The sequence below is a fragment of the Maribacter antarcticus DSM 21422 genome (genome assembly GCF_000621125.1).
GTDB classification, from domain to species: Bacteria; Bacteroidota; Bacteroidia; order Flavobacteriales; family Flavobacteriaceae; genus Maribacter; species Maribacter antarcticus.
Window position 1 is genome coordinate 83,753 of record NZ_JHZC01000012.1, and the last position, 17,790, is coordinate 101,542.

Annotated in this window: 17 protein-coding genes; 7 read left to right on the top strand and 10 right to left on the bottom strand. The window is 38.6% G+C overall.

Features of this window, described 5'->3' with window-relative positions:
* The first annotated feature begins 85 nt into the window (after nt 1-85).
* From Q360_RS0112375 to Q360_RS0112390, 4 genes are all read left to right on the top strand, one after another.
* Nucleotides 86-1,306 carry a porin family protein gene (locus Q360_RS0112375; protein ID WP_156950099.1) on the top strand — a complete coding sequence of 407 codons (1,221 nt, stop codon included), beginning with the start codon at nt 86-88 and terminating at the stop codon, nt 1,304-1,306.
* A gap of 318 nt (nt 1,307-1,624) precedes the next feature.
* A complete protein-coding gene (gene egtB / locus Q360_RS0112380; protein ID WP_027077395.1) occupies nt 1,625-2,785 on the top strand; it encodes an ergothioneine biosynthesis protein EgtB in 1,161 nt (386 codons plus the stop codon).
* Nucleotides 2,786-2,801: 16 nt separating this feature from the next.
* Nucleotides 2,802-3,776: an L-histidine N(alpha)-methyltransferase gene (egtD, locus tag Q360_RS0112385; protein WP_027077396.1), complete on the top strand. Its 975-nt coding sequence runs from the start codon at nt 2,802-2,804 to the stop codon at nt 3,774-3,776.
* Nucleotides 3,777-3,785: 9 nt separating this feature from the next.
* Nucleotides 3,786-4,067 (top strand): DUF427 domain-containing protein, encoded by a 282-nt coding sequence (locus tag Q360_RS0112390; protein ID WP_027077397.1) that lies wholly within the window; start codon nt 3,786-3,788, stop codon nt 4,065-4,067.
* 73 nt (nt 4,068-4,140) lie between these two features.
* Here Q360_RS0112390 and Q360_RS0112395 read toward each other — a convergent pair whose 3' ends face one another.
* Nucleotides 4,141-4,437 (bottom strand): isoamylase early set domain-containing protein, encoded by a 297-nt coding sequence (locus Q360_RS0112395; RefSeq protein WP_027077398.1) that lies wholly within the window; start codon nt 4,435-4,437, stop codon nt 4,141-4,143.
* Nucleotides 4,438-4,589: 152 nt separating this feature from the next.
* The gene (locus Q360_RS0112400) at nt 4,590-5,675 is read right to left on the bottom strand and encodes an aminotransferase class V-fold PLP-dependent enzyme (protein ID WP_027077399.1); all 1,086 of its coding nucleotides are present in this window, start codon (nt 5,673-5,675) and stop codon (nt 4,590-4,592) included.
* A 154-nt stretch (nt 5,676-5,829) separates the two neighbouring features.
* Here Q360_RS0112400 and Q360_RS0112405 point away from each other — a divergent pair, with 154 nt between their 5' ends.
* The gene (locus Q360_RS0112405; RefSeq protein ID WP_156950100.1) at nt 5,830-6,330 is read left to right on the top strand and encodes a dihydrofolate reductase; all 501 of its coding nucleotides are present in this window, start codon (nt 5,830-5,832) and stop codon (nt 6,328-6,330) included.
* On the opposite strand, the gene murI is transcribed toward Q360_RS0112405, so the two are convergent.
* Both murI and pafA read right to left on the bottom strand, forming a co-directional pair.
* Nucleotides 6,327-7,115, bottom strand: coding sequence for a glutamate racemase (gene murI / locus Q360_RS0112410; protein ID WP_027077401.1), 789 nt, complete (start codon nt 7,113-7,115; stop codon nt 6,327-6,329). The two genes, Q360_RS0112405 and murI, sit on opposite strands and share 4 nt — an antisense overlap.
* Nucleotides 7,116-7,123: 8 nt before the next feature.
* On the bottom strand, nt 7,124-8,794 hold the full coding sequence (gene pafA, locus Q360_RS0112415) for an alkaline phosphatase PafA (protein ID WP_051554692.1): 1,671 nt from the start codon (nt 8,792-8,794) through the stop codon (nt 7,124-7,126).
* A 111-nt stretch (nt 8,795-8,905) separates the two neighbouring features.
* On the opposite strand from pafA, the gene Q360_RS0112420 reads away from it, so the two are divergent.
* Both Q360_RS0112420 and Q360_RS0112425 read left to right on the top strand, forming a co-directional pair.
* Entirely contained in the window at nt 8,906-9,643 is a 738-nt protein-coding gene (locus Q360_RS0112420) for an MlaE family ABC transporter permease (RefSeq protein ID WP_027077403.1), read from the top strand.
* Nucleotides 9,643-10,410 carry an ABC transporter ATP-binding protein gene (locus Q360_RS0112425; RefSeq protein ID WP_027077404.1) on the top strand — a complete coding sequence of 256 codons (768 nt, stop codon included), beginning with the start codon at nt 9,643-9,645 and terminating at the stop codon, nt 10,408-10,410. Before Q360_RS0112420 ends, Q360_RS0112425 begins: the two co-directional genes overlap by 1 nt.
* Before the next feature lie 54 nt (nt 10,411-10,464).
* Here the strand turns inward: Q360_RS0112425 and Q360_RS0112430 are convergent, their stop codons facing one another.
* The 6 genes from Q360_RS0112430 to Q360_RS0112455 form a co-directional block, all read right to left on the bottom strand.
* Complete coding sequence (locus Q360_RS0112430) at nt 10,465-11,934, bottom strand: DUF389 domain-containing protein (protein WP_027077405.1); 1,470 nt, start codon at nt 11,932-11,934, stop codon at nt 10,465-10,467.
* A 2-nt stretch (nt 11,935-11,936) separates the two neighbouring features.
* Nucleotides 11,937-13,016, bottom strand: a complete 1,080-nt coding sequence (locus tag Q360_RS0112435; protein WP_027077406.1) for a mannose-1-phosphate guanylyltransferase — start codon at nt 13,014-13,016, stop codon at nt 11,937-11,939.
* Nucleotide 13,017: 1 nt separating this feature from the next.
* The gene (locus tag Q360_RS0112440; protein ID WP_027077407.1) at nt 13,018-13,620 is read right to left on the bottom strand and encodes a SprT-like domain-containing protein; all 603 of its coding nucleotides are present in this window, start codon (nt 13,618-13,620) and stop codon (nt 13,018-13,020) included.
* 399 nt (nt 13,621-14,019) lie between these two features.
* Entirely contained in the window at nt 14,020-14,700 is a 681-nt protein-coding gene (locus tag Q360_RS0112445; RefSeq protein ID WP_027077408.1) for an SDR family NAD(P)-dependent oxidoreductase, read from the bottom strand.
* Nucleotides 14,700-15,737, bottom strand: a complete 1,038-nt coding sequence (locus Q360_RS0112450; protein ID WP_027077409.1) for a M28 family metallopeptidase — start codon at nt 15,735-15,737, stop codon at nt 14,700-14,702. The genes Q360_RS0112445 and Q360_RS0112450 overlap by 1 nt, the downstream gene beginning before the upstream one ends.
* 413 nt (nt 15,738-16,150) lie before the next feature.
* Nucleotides 16,151-17,785 (bottom strand): pyruvate dehydrogenase complex dihydrolipoamide acetyltransferase, encoded by a 1,635-nt coding sequence (locus Q360_RS0112455; RefSeq protein WP_027077410.1) that lies wholly within the window; start codon nt 17,783-17,785, stop codon nt 16,151-16,153.
* Nucleotides 17,786-17,790 lie beyond the last annotated feature (5 nt).

Here is a 17,790-nt window from a genome sequence, read left to right on the forward strand (position 1 = left end):
GCGCTTAAACTGCCGACACCATTAAATTTTTAATTTATTATTAGAAATAGTTAAACCAGAATACTTTCATGTATCAATTTCTTTTATGAAAAGACTATTATTGAGTTTAACCATGATTGTTGGAATATATTTTACATCCTATTCCCAAGTAACGTTTGAAGAAGGTTATTACATAAATAACCAAAACCAAAGGACTGAATGTCTAATAAAAAATTACAGTCGTAGGAGTAACCCTACGGACATAATGTTTAGGTCTTCTACAAATAACAACACAGTAAGACTTTCTATTAATGATGTTAAGCAGTTTGAAATCTATAATAGCGCAAAATTCATAAGAGTCACAGCAGATATAGATCAATCTAGCCAAAGTATAAATACTATAGATAAAAGCTGGAAACCTATATTAGAAACCAAAACTGTGTTTGTACGCGAACTCGTTAAAGGACCGGTCAACTTATATTCTTTGATAGAAGATAACCGTGAACTCTTCTTTTTTAGTAAAGATAGTTCTAGAATTAAGCAATTAATCTTTAAACGTTATTTGGTAGGAAGAAATAATTTTGGAGAGAACAATACTTTTAGAGAACAGTTACTAGATAATTTAAAATGTCCTGAGTTCTCGTTTAAAAAAATGCAAGAGGTAGTTTACATCAAAAAGAGTCTGCAAAAAATAGTTAAGGAATACAATACTTGTGTTGGCCAAGAATCCTCAAACGTTGAAAAAAAGAGGGAAAAAACAAAATTCAACCTTAATTTAAGACCAAGGATGAACTACTCATCAACTATGACACCTGGCCCTCCATTCGCATCAGCAAATTTAACAATGAATCAAAAACAAAGTTTTGGATTCGGTATTGAAACTGAAATTATTCTACCTATTAATAAGAATAAGTGGAGTATTATCGCAGAGGCCGCCTATCAAGAATTTAGCAATCAAAATATATTTGAAACTTCTAACGTATCAGGTGGAATAGTAAACTCAACTCTAGCATACTCCTCCATAGAAATTCCATTAGGAGTTAGACACTATATGTTTTTAAGTAAAAATTCCAAACTTTTTATTAATATGGCCTATACGATGGACTTTACAATAAAAACTGAATTTGAATTTACTCGAGCCGACGAAACGGTTCTTCGATCTGGAGACTTTAGAACATTTGGAAGTTTTTCTGGTGGTTTCGGATATAAATATCTTGATAAATTTAGCTTAGAGTTTAGGCTTTTGACACTATCACACAGAACTATACTTTTTGCAGATTCAGAATTTAATAGCTATTCTGTAATTTTTGGTTACACACTTTTTTAGGGTTGGTTAAAAAATTATTTATTCTGTGTTTGACCTACTCTCCTAATTATATGCATAAGCTATAACTAAGATATCAGGCTTTGATTTTTGAACGCATCGACAAACTAAAACGGGCCAACAAAAAGTGGCGGTAGGGCTCGGTCTTGCTATGGTCAAAAAAATAATGGAGCTGAACAATTTCAGCATCATTGTGCTTAGCAAATCTAATGAAAAACCGCCTTTTATTTTTAGTTTACCTATGTATAATTTGGATTAAAAGAACGTTAAAGAGCAAATGGGGCCATAATATTTGGTTATCTTTAAAATCAAATTACCTTCATGAACCTTACCGATTCGCTGCTGGATTTCTTTTTAGAAACCCGTGAGTATACTGAGTCCATTTGCAAACCCTTAGAAATTGAAGATTACGTTGTCCAACCCAGTATAGACGTAAGTCCACCCAAATGGCATTTAGGCCATACGACGTGGTTCTTTGAGGAATTCATCTTAAAACCTTACGCAAAAAGTTACAGCATTTTTGATGTCGATTTCTCCTTTGTCTTCAACAGCTATTACGAAACTGTTGGCAAACGAGTTGTTAGGGCAGACCGTGGTAATATGAGCAGGCCTTCCGTGGAAAAGGTATATGCATACCGAAACCATGTAACGGGAGCTTTAAAAAGTTTCTTGGAAAAGAAAAATTCAAAAGAGGTTTTGGATATTTTAGAAATTGGCATCCATCACGAGAAACAACATCAGGAATTGTTATTGACGGATATCAAGTACATTCTGGGCAATAATCCCTTGCTTCCCAAGTACACGAAAAATTTCAAAGAACATAACTCCTTAGAACGGGCTCAAGAATGGGTCCCCATGGAGGAAGGGATTTACGAAATAGGCCACAAATCCACAGATTTCTGCTACGATAATGAACTAGGGAGACATAAGGTGTATCTACATTCCTATGCTATTTCCAATACGCTGGTAACCAATGCAGAGTATATGGCTTTTATAGAAGCCGGTGGTTACCAAAAATTTGACCTTTGGCATGCCGAAGGATGGGATTGGGTAAACAGAGAACAAATTTCTGCTCCTTTGTATTGGCACATCATAGACGGAATCTGGCACCACTACACCTATAACGGTTTGCAAAAAATAACTACTGAAACCCCAGTAACTCACCTCTCCTATTTTGAAGCTTTTGCCTATGCGCAATGGAAAGGTTGCCGCTTGCCTACAGAATTTGAATGGGAAGCTGCGCAGCATCTTTTTGCCTGGGGCCAGCGATGGGAATGGACGGAAAGTGCCTACCTACCTTACCCTAATTACAAAAAAGCGGATGGTGCCTTGGGCGAATACAACGGTAAGTTTATGGTGAACCAGAAAGTTCTTCGCGGCAGTTCGGTAGCTACATCCAGTAAACATGCAAGACCTACCTACCGCAATTTTTTTCAAACTAATTTAAGATGGCAATTTACCGGATTAAGGTTAGCCAAATAATTACGACCTACACTACATGCATAAAAAGTTAGCACCTAAATTAGATACGCAATTTAAACAAGAGGTATACCAAGGCCTTACGTCATACCCGAAGTTCCTATCCTCCAAATACATCTATGATAAGGCAGGAGATGCCCTTTTTCAGGACATTATGAACATGCCAGAGTACTATCTCACCAATACGGAATTCAGTATTTTGGAAACGTACAAGGAACAACTTGCCCAATATTTTTTTAATAACGAAAAACCTTTTCATTTAATAGAAATGGGAGCTGGCGATGGAAAAAAGACCAAGATTCTTTTACATCATTTTACTGACAAAAAACTCGATTTTACCTTTCGCCCTATCGACATTAGTCAGAATGCATTGGATTCCCTACAGGCCAATCTAAAAGATGAAATTCCAGAATTAGCTACGGAACCGATGCAAGGCACGTATTTTGAAACGCTAAAAAAACTCAATTTCGCTACGGATGAACGAAAAGTCATTCTCTTCCTTGGTTCCAATATAGGAAATCTTTTACATGACCAAGCGATTGAATTTCTCTCGAAAATACAGGAATACATGCAACCGAATGACTTACTGTTTATAGGTTTTGACCAGAAAAAGCATCCCCAAATCTTATTGGATGCGTATAACGATACAACAGGAATTACAGCAAGGTTCAATAAAAACCTATTGGTACGAATTAATCGAGAACTAGAAGCTAATTTTGATATGGATAGTTTTATGCATTGGGAAGTGTACGATCCGGAGAGTGGCACAGCAAAAAGTTATTTGGTAGCACAATCGCCACAACAAGTACATATAGAAAAGCTGAGTCTGGATGTTACTTTCGACGCATGGGAAACCATACATACTGAAATTTCCCAAAAATACGACGACAAAACGGTGCATTGGCTTGCGGAAAAGTCTGGGTTGAAGGTGTTGGAAACATTTAGTGACGCAAAGAATTATTACAAAAATTATCTATTTACAAAATCAGTTTAAAAAAAAATTATGAAGGCAGTTTGGAACAATACTATAATCGCAGAAAGCAATGAAACTTTGGTCGTAGAAAACAATCATTATTTTCCTGCAGAAAGTATCAAAAAAGAATATTTTAAAACGAGTGACACCCATACCTCGTGTCCATGGAAAGGAATGGCCTCCTACTACACAGTAGAAGTAAACGGCAAGCAAAACCCCGATGCAGCTTGGTATTACCCAGAAGTAAGCGAATTGGCAAAAGGTATCAAAGGCCGGGTTGCTTTTTGGAAAGGTGTTTCTTTAGAGCAATAAATCTTCTGTAGTAGTTATAAAAAAAAGAGGCACAGGAAATTACTATGCCTCTTTGTAATTTAGTATAAGGTAACTACAATTCTAGAACAGCATTCTCAGAACCGGCATAATCGTTCCACTGGTAACGGTCAGCTTCAGCATCGTTTACGAATGCACCATCTACGATATACTTAAACTCGTAGCTGTTTTCCTTTGGAAGATCAAACGTTCCTTTAAAAGTTCCGTTCTTTAATTTCTTTAATGTGCTACCTTTAGGGTTCCAATTATTGAAATCACCTACTACAGCCACTTTTTTCGCCTCTTCTGCTGGCACAGTAAATGTTACCTTACAGACGGGTTTAGTTTTTAAAAATTGTTTTGCAATTGCCATGATATGTATTTATTAAGATATACGGCAAAACTACTATATTAAGACGCTCATTTACAATGATCCGAATCACTTTTATGAATTTCATAATAATTTGGCAACAATTAACAAATGTCTGAAAATTAGCGCTTTTAAAAATAATAAGTCAGTAAATGCTACCGTACTGTTTTTACTATTCTTACAATCTCATCTATCTCATCCTGTGTGTTATAAAAATGAAAACTCACACGGATACCATTTCCTCGTTGTGCACAAAGTACATCATTTTCCAACAAGGTTTTAAAAACAGCTGCATCCCCCTTTATATTAAAAATGGTACTATGTCCTTTTCGCTTTAAGATACCTTGTTCCAAAAGTCCTAATGCTGCAAACTCCTGCTTTGCTTTTATGGACAGTGATTTATTGTGGGCTGTAATTTTATCCATTCCTATGTTGGACATAAAATCCAAGGAGAATTTTAAGCTTCCAAAATTAAGGCAGGATAAATGGCCGGGCTCCATCTTTTTGGCAAACCGGATACTATCTTTTTTACTCAAATCGCCATTAGCAGCATTGAATCCAATACTCCGCACTGCAAATCGCTCTTGAACGGCATTAGAAAATAACATAAAACCATTTCCATATCCTGCCAAAAGCCATTTATAAGCACTAGCACCTAATACATCTATACCAGAGTTGGCAAAATCGAAAGTTCGGGTACCACAAAACTGGGTCCCATCTGCCATAATAATTATATTAGGATGGGCCTTTTTCAGCTCCTTGAAAAAATCAGTATCCATAAGGAAACCATCCAACCATTGCACCATGCTCAAAGCCAACACCTCAATAGTATTCGCACGAATCGTTTCTTGGATACGCTCCTCTATATCTATATCCATTTTGAGGTAAGAAATATCAAAATCTCTATTTTCAAAAGACCAGTTTACCGAGGGATAGTCATTTTCCAACAACAATACTCTGGTTTTCGGTTGTAAACCTTCTAACAAGAGATTGAGTCCTGTTGAAAAATTAGAGACCAAAGCCACATTTTCTTGTTTACAATTAAAAAATTCCCCAACCGTACTTCGCGTATTGGAGAGAATTTTCAATGACCTTTCTCGCATGGCGCTGCCGTGCAACAGAAAGTCCAAATCATGCTCCTGCCGCCAATCTAAGAGCGAATCGTACATAGGGCCGTAGACTGCAGTATTAGCATAAATACCCTTTCGTATAACCGGAAATTCGGATCTTATTTTTTCCATTTATTGTTTATACTTAATTCTGTTTAAATAACGCCAAACGAATAGGTATGTGAAAATCACAATTACCGTATCTTTAGCCTAAAGATAGAAATAGTATCATATTGATAGCATCCTTTTTGCCATTCTATTTCTTATACTGTAAAAATTAATTTTAGTGAACAATATTACAATAATAGCTGCTGTTGCAGAAAATAATGCCTTGGGGAAGGATAATGACCTCTTATGGCATTTACCAGATGATTTTAAGCGTTTTAAACGGCTAACTATTGGACACAAAATCATTATGGGTCGCAAAACCTTTGAAAGTTTTCCGAAACCCTTACCCAAACGCACCCATATCATCATCACAAGAGACACCCACTATAGTGTCCCCTATGAGGATTGTATCATTGTACATTCTTTAGAGGATGCTCTAAAGCAAGTTTCCGAAGAGAATGCCTTTATTATTGGTGGTGGAGAAATCTACAAACAAGGGGAGGCTTTTGCAAATGTCATAGAGTTAACACGCGTGCATGCTAGTATGGAAGCAGATACCTTCTTTCCCGAAATAGACGTAGCTTGTTGGAAACTTATGAAAGAAGAGCATCACCCCAAGGATGAAAAACATAAGCATGCTTTCACCTATTTAACCTATGCTAGAGTTGAAGATTTTTAAAAGTCTAAAAATCGCACCTCTTTATCCACCGGAACGGACAACACAAAATACTCCAATAGTTCGGCGTCTGTATTGGTAAAGAATTGCTGTTTCCCTATCGTACTAGCTGTATTTAATAGCCTATTCTTTTGTAAAATAGCTTTGGTCTGGCGTGCTACGGCCTCGCCCGAATCAATGATCTTAACATCATCTGGGAGCATTTCTTTCAATAGCGGAATCAAGTATGGGTAATGGGTACAGCCAAGCACCAAATAGTCAATCCCCTTATCTAGCATGGGCTGCACGTATGTTTTCAAAAGCATCCTAGTTTCGTCAGCATTCATATTACCGCTTTCAATCAATTCTACCAAACCCTTTCCTTGTTGTTCAATAATCGTGATGTTGCTAGCATGATTTTGTATCGTGCTGTGAAATAAACTACTGGTCAATGTGCCTTTGGTAGCTAAAACACCTACGGTTTTAGACCTAGTGTTCAGCGCTGCAGACTTTATAGCAGGCTCAATACCTATAAAAGGGATAGGGTAGTTATTTCGCAGGTAATTAATAGCGTTTGTTGTAGCTGTATTGCAAGCCACTACAATCAATTTGCAGTCCTTATCCAGTAAGTATTCTGTGTTTTTTATTGCGAGCTGAAGAATCTCATCTGCAGATTTATCACCATAGGGCGCATGCTTACTGTCTGCCAAATAAATACAATACTCATAAGGCAACAGTTCCTGAATCTTCTTCCATATCGACGTTCCTCCTACCCCCGAATCAAAAATACCTATTGGATGCTTGTTCATAGCGCTAGTTACTGCAGCACAACTGAAATAGGTTTTCCTGTGCTTCCGCTAGGAAATGAAATACCCAATAATGCAGATATGGTGGGGGCTATATCAGGAATTTCGGTGCGTTCTACCGTACTTCCCTTTTTTATCCCTTTCCCAAAGAAAAGCAACGGTACATGGGTATCATAAATTTGGGGTGATCCATGCGTAGAACCTGTTTTACCATAGCTTATAAATCCTGGTTTCAACACCAAAAGCACATCGCCAGAACGTTTTTGGTTGTATCCGTTTTGGAGTATGTATGGAATTCCTCTCGTATACTCGTTCTGCCACATTTGGTCTCCCGTGTATACGCGATCTATAAATTCATACCCTAAATATTCCTTTGCTATATCCTCTTGCACCTGCTTTACGTCCAAATCCAGGTTTTTGATAATATTATGGTCCAAGAAAATTTGTAGGTTGGAAAAATTCTTAACGATGTCCTCGGTACCGTATTTATATTTCAAAAAATCAGAGAATTTAGTTTTTATGGTGCTGTAGTCCACATAACCAGCGGGTATTTTCATATCCTTTAAATAGGTTGGCACTTCGACTGCTCCATGGTCGGCACTTAAGAAAACGGTGTATTCACCTTCACCTACTTTTTTATCCAAAGCAGTAAGTAATCGTTCCAAATCGGCATCTAATCGCAAATAGGTGTCTTGTATTTCCTTTGAATTTACCCCGTATTTGTGTCCTACATAGTCTGTACTTGAAAAGCTAATGGCTAAAAAATCAGTATCCTCATCCATTCCCAACTCCTCCTTATCTAAAGCTTCAATGGCAAAATCGGCGGTAATACTGTTTCCGAAAGGCGTGCCTTTTATAATCTCAAAATTTTTATCCTTGTCTAGCAAATTGGTCGAATTATGAGGGAATGTTGGTGCAGACTCACCTTCTAAAAGCCCTTCATAGGCATTATTATCTGGGCCGCTTTCGGTATACGTACTTATATCCTTTATGGTTGTCCAGGCTCTTTTATAGGATTGCGCCGCACCAGAAGTATTAAAATCGGCTACCCAGGTCGGCAATTCGCTCATGTAATAGGTACTGCTTATCCACTTCCCTTCATTATCACCATAAAACCAGTAGGCAGCATTCGCCGTATGCCCACCAGGGATTACGGCTCCCCTATCTTTTAAAGCGATAGCAATGGTCTTGCCTCGCATCTGGGTATGCAATCGTAGTTCGTCCGAGACTGTTGTAACCCTCATGCGGTGGGGCGACATTTGTCCGGCGTCACTTGTAGTACCTACCGAAGTGTAACTATCGTCACCCGCACAATATACCGTCTCATCATTTTCTTTATCGTACCAATTATTACCAATAATACCGTGTGTTGCAGGCGTTGTTCCTGTATGAACCGATGCATGCCCTGGACCAGTACTTGTTGGCGCATAGTTAAAATGGTTGTTCTTACAGTTGAAGCCTTCGGTAATCATGCGCTTAAAACCACCTTCTCCGTAGTGATTGTAAAAGCGTGTTATGTAGTCATAACGCATCTGATCGACTACAATACCTACCACTAACTTTGGTTTAGCCCTCAAATGGGTATCATCTTCCACCTTAGACTTCTTTTGCCCAGTTAGGGTAAAGACTGAAAAGAGACCAATAAAAACGAAACGAAAAACGAAACAACGTGTAAAATCCATACCTATATTTTTGTAGGGTAAATGTAAATAAAATCTACCTTAAAAGATAAAATCAAGGTTAAATCCAGCCCTTTATTGTTACTTTTACATTAAGAAATCTATTTATAACGCATGAACTATTTAGCGTCTATTGGCAGCTATGCCGTTATGGTACAGGAAGTTTTTAAAAAGCCTACCAAATGGCGCATCATGAAATCTTTGATTTTAAAAGAGATTGATGAACTCATTTACGGTTCTCTGGGCATTATAATTTTTATTTCTTTTTTCATAGGAGCAGTGGTTGCCATACAAACAGCACTAAACCTCACGAGCCCCATAATTCCGCGCAATCTTATCGGATTTGCGACACGGCAGTCAGTTATTCTAGAGTTTGCCCCCACTTTTGTATCGGTAATCATGGCAGGAAAAGTAGGTTCTTACATCACATCTAGTATAGGTACCATGCGCGTTACTGAACAGATTGACGCCTTGGAAGTTATGGGTGTAAATTCCTTAAACTACCTTGTATTTCCAAAAATAATAGCCATGCTCTTTTATCCATTTGCCATCGCTATATCTATGTATGTAGGTATTTTTGGTGGATGGTTTGCCGGTGTTTTTGGCGGATTTCTAACGAGTGCAAATTTTGTTGAAGGATTACAGATGGACTTTGTTCCGTTTCATATCGCCTACGCTTTTATAAAAACATTAATCTTCGCCTTCGTTATTGCGACTATTCCTTCCTATCATGGGTTTTACATGAAAGGGGGCGCACTGGAAGTTGGTAAAGCGAGTACCACATCCTTTGTATGGACCAGTGTAGTCATTATTATATTAAATTATCTGCTAACACAACTCTTGCTAGGCTAATGATAGAAGTAAACGACATACACAAATCATTTGGAGATACTCATGTGCTAAAAGGCATAAGTACGGTTTTTGAGAATGGAAAAACTAATTTGATTATAGGTCAAAGTGGTTCCGGTAAAACGGTGTTCTTAAAATGTCTTTTAGGCTTATTCTACCCAGAAAAAGGAGATATCGTGTATGACGGAAATAGCTATGCTTCTCTTCCTACTAAAGAAAAAAGAAACCTACGGCAAGAAATGGGCATGGTTTTTCAAGGCAGTGCCCTTTTTGATAGTATGACGGTCGCTGGAAATGTTATGTTTCCTTTAGAAATGTTCACAAATCAACCTAAATCGGAAATGATAGATAGGGTGGATGCGGTTCTTAAAAGGGTAAACTTGGTTGATGCACACCATAAATTTCCTTCTGAAATATCTGGTGGGATGCAAAAAAGAGTTGCTATAGCACGCGCCATTGTTATGAATCCTAAATACTTGTTTTGCGATGAGCCAAACTCCGGCCTAGATCCAAAAACCGCTATTTTGATAGATAACCTCATCAAAGAAATTACAGAGGAATACGATATTACCACTGTTATAAATACCCATGATATGAACTCTGTCATGCAAATTGGAGAGAAAATTCTATTTCTAAAAGATGGACTCATGGAATGGGAAGGCACTAAGAATGAAATCTTTAAAACGGATAACCAAGCGGTTACCGATTTTGTGTATTCTTCAGACCTTTTCAAAAAAGTACGGCAAATGTATATTGAGGAGCGAAATTAGAGGGTTCCTACGAATCTAGTGCTGCCAATTGTTAGCTATTGTTATAAACGGCCATTAATCCGAAACTACCTCTTTAATCTGAAGGTCTTTGTTCCGTAATCGAAGCTTTAACCACTCATGTAATTTTTTGACATCTTTGTCTGTGTCTAAGCGCTTGGCTTCCTTTTTCCAAGTCACTTCAAAAACAGGAATCGTATCCGTTTTTGCAAAGTCGGTCGAAATCATATAAGAATACGCCAATCGAGATAAGTTCTCATAATTGGTTTTAGCCTCTAAGCTTATTTCCGGAAAAGGAATCTGTCCTGCCGTTCCCTTGTTCAGTCGCATTAGTTCCGACTCTAAAAAAGAGATTTTTTCATCCTTACTAGACAGTTGGTTCTTCTGGGACTCATATAATTCGTTTACATATTTCAGCTGGTCGGTAGCTTCATTTTTGGACCCTTGAACAACGTTAAGGGTTGTCCCATTTAGCTTGGGATATTCGTTCATCTGCGTTTTCCAAGTGGCAATAATATTCTCTGGAATCGTCTCATTTCCCATAAAAACGACCTCTATCAAGGGGGGGTTCCCCTCATTAAACGCTATATCGGTAAAATTATCTAAGAACCTACCTTCCCCTGAAAATTGGTAGGAGGCAATTTTCTCCTCCACAAAACTAGTTGCATCCTTACGGAATAGTGATTCCTGAAAGACATTATAAAACGTAAACCCTGCAGGCACCATTACAAGAACGGCTACCAGTGATGCCATACGTGCTATGAACCTACGCCGTTGCGAATTCACGTAACGCACCATAGGAAATCGCAATAATTTTATGACTAAAAAAGTAGCTAAAGCAATAAATATGGTATTGATGGTGAATAGGTACATGGCACCGCCAGCATAATCCCAATTACCAATAGCCAAGCCAAAACCAACCGTACACAAAGGCGGCATTAAAGCGGTAGCAATAGCGACCCCAAAAATAACACTGGCTATAGTTCCTTTTTTTGCTCTCGCTATTACCAGTGCTAATCCCCCAAAAAAAGCAATCAATACGTCCCTAATATCAGGTGCGGTTCTAGCAAGCAATTCAGACGATTCATCCCGAAGCGGAAAAAACTTAAAAAATAAAAATGCGGTCAATACACTAAGCACAACCATGACCGAAAAATTCTTTAAGGACCGCTTTAGTGTATCTATATCATTAATGCCAATAGAAAGACCTATACCCAATATAGGCCCCATAAGAGGAGAAATAAGCATCGCCCCAATAACCACCGCTGTGGAGTTTGCGTTTAATCCGATTGAAGCAATAAATATAGAGCAGATAAGAATCCAAGACGTGTGGCCTTTAAAGGGAATGTCAGCTATAATCGCTTCTTTCGTTGCTTGCTGATCTGTATTGGTACGGATATCCAAAAGTTCGGACAAGAACTTTTTAGCACTCCCCAACAATCCCTGTATATCCTTCTTTACATCCTCCCCACTTTCGATCGTACTATCTGTGGGTGTGCTATTATCATGTCCTGATTTATCTTGCATACTTATGCGTACTTATCGCCGAATTTATCTTTTACTTTATTCAGCACTTTTTTAATATCCTGCTCCTTAGACTTAGGGTATATTAAAAGTACATCATTTTTATCTACAATAATATAATCCTGTAACCCGTCTACCACTACAATCTTATCTTTGGGAGAACGTATCATATTTCCAGACGCATCCTCGGCCAATACTTGTGCGTTTACTACGGCATTACCAGATGTGTCTTTATCTAGTTTATCAAATAAAGAACCCCAGGTGCCCAAATCGTTCCAATCAAAGGTAGCTGCCAAAACATAAATGGCCTTGGACTGTTCCAAAATTGCATAATCAATAGAAATATTTTCGGCTTTCGGATAATTCTCTGCAATAAAAGCACTTTCTTCTGATGTATTATACGCTTCCATCCCTGTAGCAAAAAGTTCATACTGCTTTGGCTGATGCAATTTAAACGCATCAACAATCGTTTTTACGCTCCACATAAAAATTCCAGCATTCCATAAAAAATTGCCTTGGGCCAAGAATTCCTTCGCCGTTTCATAGTCGGGCTTTTCGCGAAACTGGTTTACTTTTTTGATCTGAGCGTCATCCGTCTTATCAAATTCAACATACCCAAAACCGGTGTTGGGAAAGGTTGGTTTTATGCCTAACGTACACAACACATCTTCTTGCTCACATTTCTCAAAACAGGCAGTGACGTCTTTTGCAAACGCTGCTTCATCCTCTATCCAATGGTCGCTTGGCGCTACAATCATTACACCATCCGAATTCATTTTTTGAATTTTTAAGGCTGCATATAGTATACATGGGGCCGTATTCCGCATGGCAGGTTCCAAAACAACTTGGTCTTGTTTTACCATAGGCAATTGTTCTAGCACCAAATCGTTATACCGTTCGTTCGTTAGGATGAGAATATTCTCAGTAGGAACAAATTTATTTAATCGTTGGAATGTTTTTTGTATCAAGGTGGTTCCCGTACCTAACATGTCATGGAACTGTTTTGGATTATCGGAGGTGCTTACAGGCCAAAATCTTGAGCCAACTCCACCGGCCATTAATACTGCATAATAATTCTTGTTCATCTTAGTTGTTTATAAGTTCTACCTCGGCATTGGGTTGAAAAAGGTATACTTTTCCTGAATTCACCTCAACACACTCGTATCTTTTCGTTCGTCTATTGCCTTTCCTAAAAAGTTTTCCATTATACATTCGAAAAATACTCCCTACCGGCAATTCAAAAACGTAAGACTTATCTGATTGTTGTTCGTCGAACTTTTTTAGGGCTATGGACAAATGCGCATCTGTACTGCTACTTGCCTTTGGGTTTCTAAAATGCCGTGCCAATAAGGGAAGTAAGCCAGAAGGAAATATCTCCGGTCGTATAAAAGGAAGCATCATATATTGAAATGTATGCTTCCACTCCAATCCGTGTGGCTTAATACGCTTACCGTATTTTTCAAAAGCGACCAAATGGGCAATTTCATGCACTAGCGTAATTAAAAAGCGATACCTATTTAGTGTGGCATTTACCGTAATCTGATGCTGTCCGCTCTCAAGCCTCCTATAATCTCCATGTCGCGTGACCCTTTCGTTCACTATTTTTAAATGCACGGCATTCGCTTTAATAAGCGCCATGCATGGCGCAACAGCACGTTCGGGCAAATATGTACTAAGGACGCTTTCCATTCTAACAAAAATACCTGAAAAAATAGGATTGGATTAATATTGTGGTGAGAATTTAAGCTAGCGAAAAAAGTAAATAGTCGAAAAAGTAATAAACAAACAACGCTAGGTACACTTTGAGTCCCTCATATAGGTTGAGCACAGGAGAAAACCATTTGTACTTGGCGGCAAGAAAACCAACACAACCATACTTATATATAGTTGTGAAAGCGCTGCGGAAACTTTACAATCTTCTTCATAGTCTCTCAGATAGCCATTGGTATTCCCTATAAAAAGATTACCACATTTGTCATCTACTTACGAATGACAAAAAGAGAATACGCGACGCTGCAAAGAGAGTAATAACCCTGTTGTTAAACTTCTATTTTATATTTGTCTTTGTATTTTAAAAATTGAAAAAACCTAAGGCGTACTACTACTCGTTTGTAACACCTTACCATTGTACAAAGCCTGCCCCGTTAAGGCAAAATTCACAATATAATTTGCCATTTGAAGCGCCGTAACTGGCGCTTGATAGCCCGGAAAAGCTTCGGCTAACATTTCGGTCTGTACGGCACCCAGTGCCAATACATTAAAAGAGGGGCCTGTTTCCTTAAACTCCTCCGCCAAAAGCTCGGTCATGGTAATTACTGCTCCTTTACTAGAACTGTAAGCGGATAGCCCAGGAAATTTAGCACTCCCTTGGACGCCACCCATAGAACTTACTGTGACTACATGATCACCCTTGCCCATATATGGGACCACTATCTTGGTTACAGCGGCAACGCCGAACACATTTACAGCATAAACATCCTTAAACTCTTCCATTGAAGTTTCCAAAAAGGGTTTATTGACTAGTTTTCCGGCGTTGTTTATCAGCACATCTACACTAAGCCATTCCTCTTGTATAAAGGCATCTAGTTTTTGTAAATCGCTCTCTTTGGCTAAATCAAAAGAAAAAGCATGAATGTTTTTATGTTGTAAATCGGTAATAGGCTCTACATTTCTGGACAATGCCAAAACACTGTGACCGGCATCTGCAAAAAGCCGTGCCATTTCAAATCCTATACCCCTACTTGAACCTGTTATAATAACCTTTGCCATTATTTATATATAATTTCTTTTACCGCAGCATTAGTGATACCTTCTACCACGGGTATCATTTTATTAATTACAAGTGCCATGTGCTCGTAATCCATTTTCTCGTTTTCGTCCCCGACTTTATGGTAGTGATCAAAATTTGTAAAGTCAAAAGTACTAAAGGTCTGTGACGGCACATTAAAGACGGTATGGAAGGCGTAGTTATCTGATCGCTTAAACAAACTTAATTCCTTTGCTTTTGGTAAAAAACCAACTACTTTTTCATTGGCATAGCCATTGCTTATAGCTGCCATATTGGAAAGCTCATAGCCTGTTAGATAGACAAGATGGCCTTTCCCTACCATGGGAACCCCTACCATTTCAAAATTCAGCATCACATATAAATCCAAACTATCTGCTTTTATTTTTTCGGCAAGATGCTTAGATCCTAAAAGTCCTTTTTCTTCAGCGCTGAACAAAGCAAAAATAATACTGCGCTTATTGGTTCTTTCTTTACCAAAATAGCGTGCCATTTCTAGAACCGTCGTTGTTCCAGAAGCATTATCATTAGCACCGTTGGCAATGGCGTCGTCGTTTTCCGGAGTAATTAGACCTATATGGTCGTAATGGGCACCCACTAGGATATATTCGTTTTTAAGGAGGGTGTCAGACCCTTCTAAAACACCCACAACATTGAAGGTAGCTTCGTTAAAATTACTAAGGGTATCTCTGTAGGTTTCAAAATATGGTTCAATACCCTGCGCTGCAAAGCGCTTTGCTATAAAATCAGCTGCGACATCAATACCTTCACTACCCGAATCCCTTCCCTGTAATGCATCCGAAGCCAAAAACTCCATGGATTGCGCTACAGCTGACACATCAGAAAATCCTTTTAAAGCAGACTTGAGTGACGTAGCTTCTGAATCTCCATTGGGTTCAACCACACGAGCGGTAAGGCCGTTTGGCCCAGAAACAGTTTCAGAAACTCTTGTTTTATCCGTCTTCCCTGCACCGCAGGAAATCAAAACTAGTAAAGAAAAAATAAAAAGAATATGTTTCATCTGTTTGTATTAATAAAAGCTAAAGATAGAAAAAGATGCTTGTTAAAAAGGTATCATAAAGCATCAATTCGAGATTCTATGAACGCATTTCAAAAACGCTTGGAGTTACACCGCAACGAGGATAGTTTTTAATGGTTTATATTACTTTAATTGGGTTCTTTATACAACGTCTATTTCAAGATTTCACTCGAACTGACAGGGGTAAATAAATAAAACATTGTCACTCCGAGCATTTTCATTGAGCAAAAGCGGAAATTAAAATATATCGAAAAGCTATCGTGGCAAAAAGGATTCTAAATACACTTTTTACTTTACATTGCACTACAAGCAAAAACCACTAGAACTACAAAGTGTGGCAACAAAAAAAGCACCCCGACATCGGGATGCTTTTAAAAACTAGTATTGCATGGTACTTAAGCCAGCATGGTTACTGGATTCTCCACAAAATATCTCAACGTTTGCAAAAACTGCGCGCCCGCCGCACCATCCACAGTTCTGTGATCGCATGCTAAGGTTAACTTCATCGTGTTACCTACTACAATTTCGCCATTTTTAACCACCGGCTTTTCTACAATAGCACCTACAGAAAGTATTGCCGAATTAGGCTGGTTAATAATAGAGGTAAACTCTTGTATTCCGAACATACCCAGGTTTGAGACTGTGAACGTACTACCTTCCATTTCGGACGGTACTATTTTCTTTGCTCGTGCTTTTCCTGCTAAATCTTTTACAATAGCACCTATTTGGGTAAGCCTTAACTGGTCTGCAAATTTTACTACAGGAACCACTAAGCCTTCGTCTACAGCAACTGCCACACCCATATGGATGTGTTTATTATAACGCGTGGTAGCGCCATTCCATGAGGTATTTACTTGAGGATGTTTTTTAAGTGCCATGGCGCATGCTTTCAATACCATATCGTTGAACGATACTTTTGTATCTGGCAAGTTATTTATTTGCACTCTAGACGCTTTGGCGTTATCCATATCTACCTCGATAGTTAAATAGAAATGCGGGGCAGTAAACTTTGAATTCCCCAAGGCCTTGGCAATTGCCTTACGCATATTGGAATTCTTCACTTCTTCCGAACCTTCCTCACCTACTGGTAAGGCAATAGACGCCGTTGCAGGGGCAACGCGTTCTGCTGTAACGGCAGTAGCAGTAGCCTTAACCTCAGATGGTTTATAATTCTCTATGTCTTTCTTTGTAATTCTACCATTATCTCCAGAACCGGAAACAGCAGCTAAATCTATTCCTTTGTCCGTAGCAATTTTTCTAGCCAACGGAGAAACAAAAATACGTTTGCCGTCACTTACAAGTTTTGAAACTTCTTCAACCGCAGCAACACTTTTTTCTTCGCTCTTCGTTTCTGTAGTTCCCTTTTCCGTACTTGCAGGTTTATCGCCAGCAGATGCGCTATTTAAAACTGCATCTACATCGGTACCTTCTGGTCCAATAACAGCCAAAACAGCATCTACAGGAGAAGACTCGCCTTCTTGAATTCCTATATACAATAGGACTCCCGAATAAAACGATTCAAATTCCATCGTAGCTTTATCTGTTTCGATTTCAGCCAAAATATCACCTTCTTCAACAGTATCACCTACTTTTTTCAACCATGCCGCAACAGTACCTTCTTCCATGGTATCGCTTAAACGGGGCATATTAACGACTTCTACTCCTTCAGGTATTTCTGTAGCCGGAACGTCAGAAGTGGAAGTTTCTTCTATCTTGGTATCGGCAGCAGGTTGTTCTTCTTCTTTTTCCTCAGCGGCAGGACCTGAATTTAACAAGCCAGAAATATCTTCCCCTTCATCTCCAATAATAGCCAACAATGAATCTACCGGAGCCGTTTCGCCTTCCGGTATACCAATGTGTAATAATACGCCTTCGTTAAAAGACTCAAATTCCATCGTCGCTTTATCGGTTTCAATTTCAGCTAAAATATCTCCTTCTTCAATCTTGTCTCCGACTTTTTTCAACCATGCGGCAACGGTACCTTCTTCCATGGTATCGCTTAAACGGGGCATATTTACAACTATCGCCATGTATT

Coding starts and splice junctions, on each gene's coding strand:
- egtD (WP_027077396.1), top strand. CDS start 2,802: ATGCATAAAAAGTTAGCACCTAAATTAGATACGCAATTTAAACAAGAG.
- murI (WP_027077401.1), bottom strand. CDS start 7,115: ATGAACAAGCATCCAATAGGTATTTTTGATTCGGGGGTAGGAGGAACG.
- Q360_RS0112395 (WP_027077398.1), bottom strand. CDS start 4,437: ATGGCAATTGCAAAACAATTTTTAAAAACTAAACCCGTCTGTAAGGTA.
- egtB (WP_027077395.1), top strand. CDS start 1,625: ATGAACCTTACCGATTCGCTGCTGGATTTCTTTTTAGAAACCCGTGAG.
- pafA (WP_051554692.1), bottom strand. CDS start 8,794: ATGGATTTTACACGTTGTTTCGTTTTTCGTTTCGTTTTTATTGGTCTC.
- Q360_RS0112400 (WP_027077399.1), bottom strand. CDS start 5,675: ATGGAAAAAATAAGATCCGAATTTCCGGTTATACGAAAGGGTATTTAT.
- Q360_RS0112425 (WP_027077404.1), top strand. CDS start 9,643: ATGATAGAAGTAAACGACATACACAAATCATTTGGAGATACTCATGTG.
- Q360_RS0112435 (WP_027077406.1), bottom strand. CDS start 13,016: ATGAACAAGAATTATTATGCAGTATTAATGGCCGGTGGAGTTGGCTCA.
- Q360_RS0112420 (WP_027077403.1), top strand. CDS start 8,906: ATGAACTATTTAGCGTCTATTGGCAGCTATGCCGTTATGGTACAGGAA.
- Q360_RS0112445 (WP_027077408.1), bottom strand. CDS start 14,700: ATGGCAAAGGTTATTATAACAGGTTCAAGTAGGGGTATAGGATTTGAA.
- Q360_RS0112455 (WP_027077410.1), bottom strand. CDS start 17,785: ATGGCGATAGTTGTAAATATGCCCCGTTTAAGCGATACCATGGAAGAA.
- Q360_RS0112450 (WP_027077409.1), bottom strand. CDS start 15,737: ATGAAACATATTCTTTTTATTTTTTCTTTACTAGTTTTGATTTCCTGC.
- Q360_RS0112430 (WP_027077405.1), bottom strand. CDS start 11,934: ATGCAAGATAAATCAGGACATGATAATAGCACACCCACAGATAGTACG.
- Q360_RS0112390 (WP_027077397.1), top strand. CDS start 3,786: ATGAAGGCAGTTTGGAACAATACTATAATCGCAGAAAGCAATGAAACT.
- Q360_RS0112440 (WP_027077407.1), bottom strand. CDS start 13,620: ATGGAAAGCGTCCTTAGTACATATTTGCCCGAACGTGCTGTTGCGCCA.
- Q360_RS0112375 (WP_156950099.1), top strand. CDS start 86: ATGAAAAGACTATTATTGAGTTTAACCATGATTGTTGGAATATATTTT.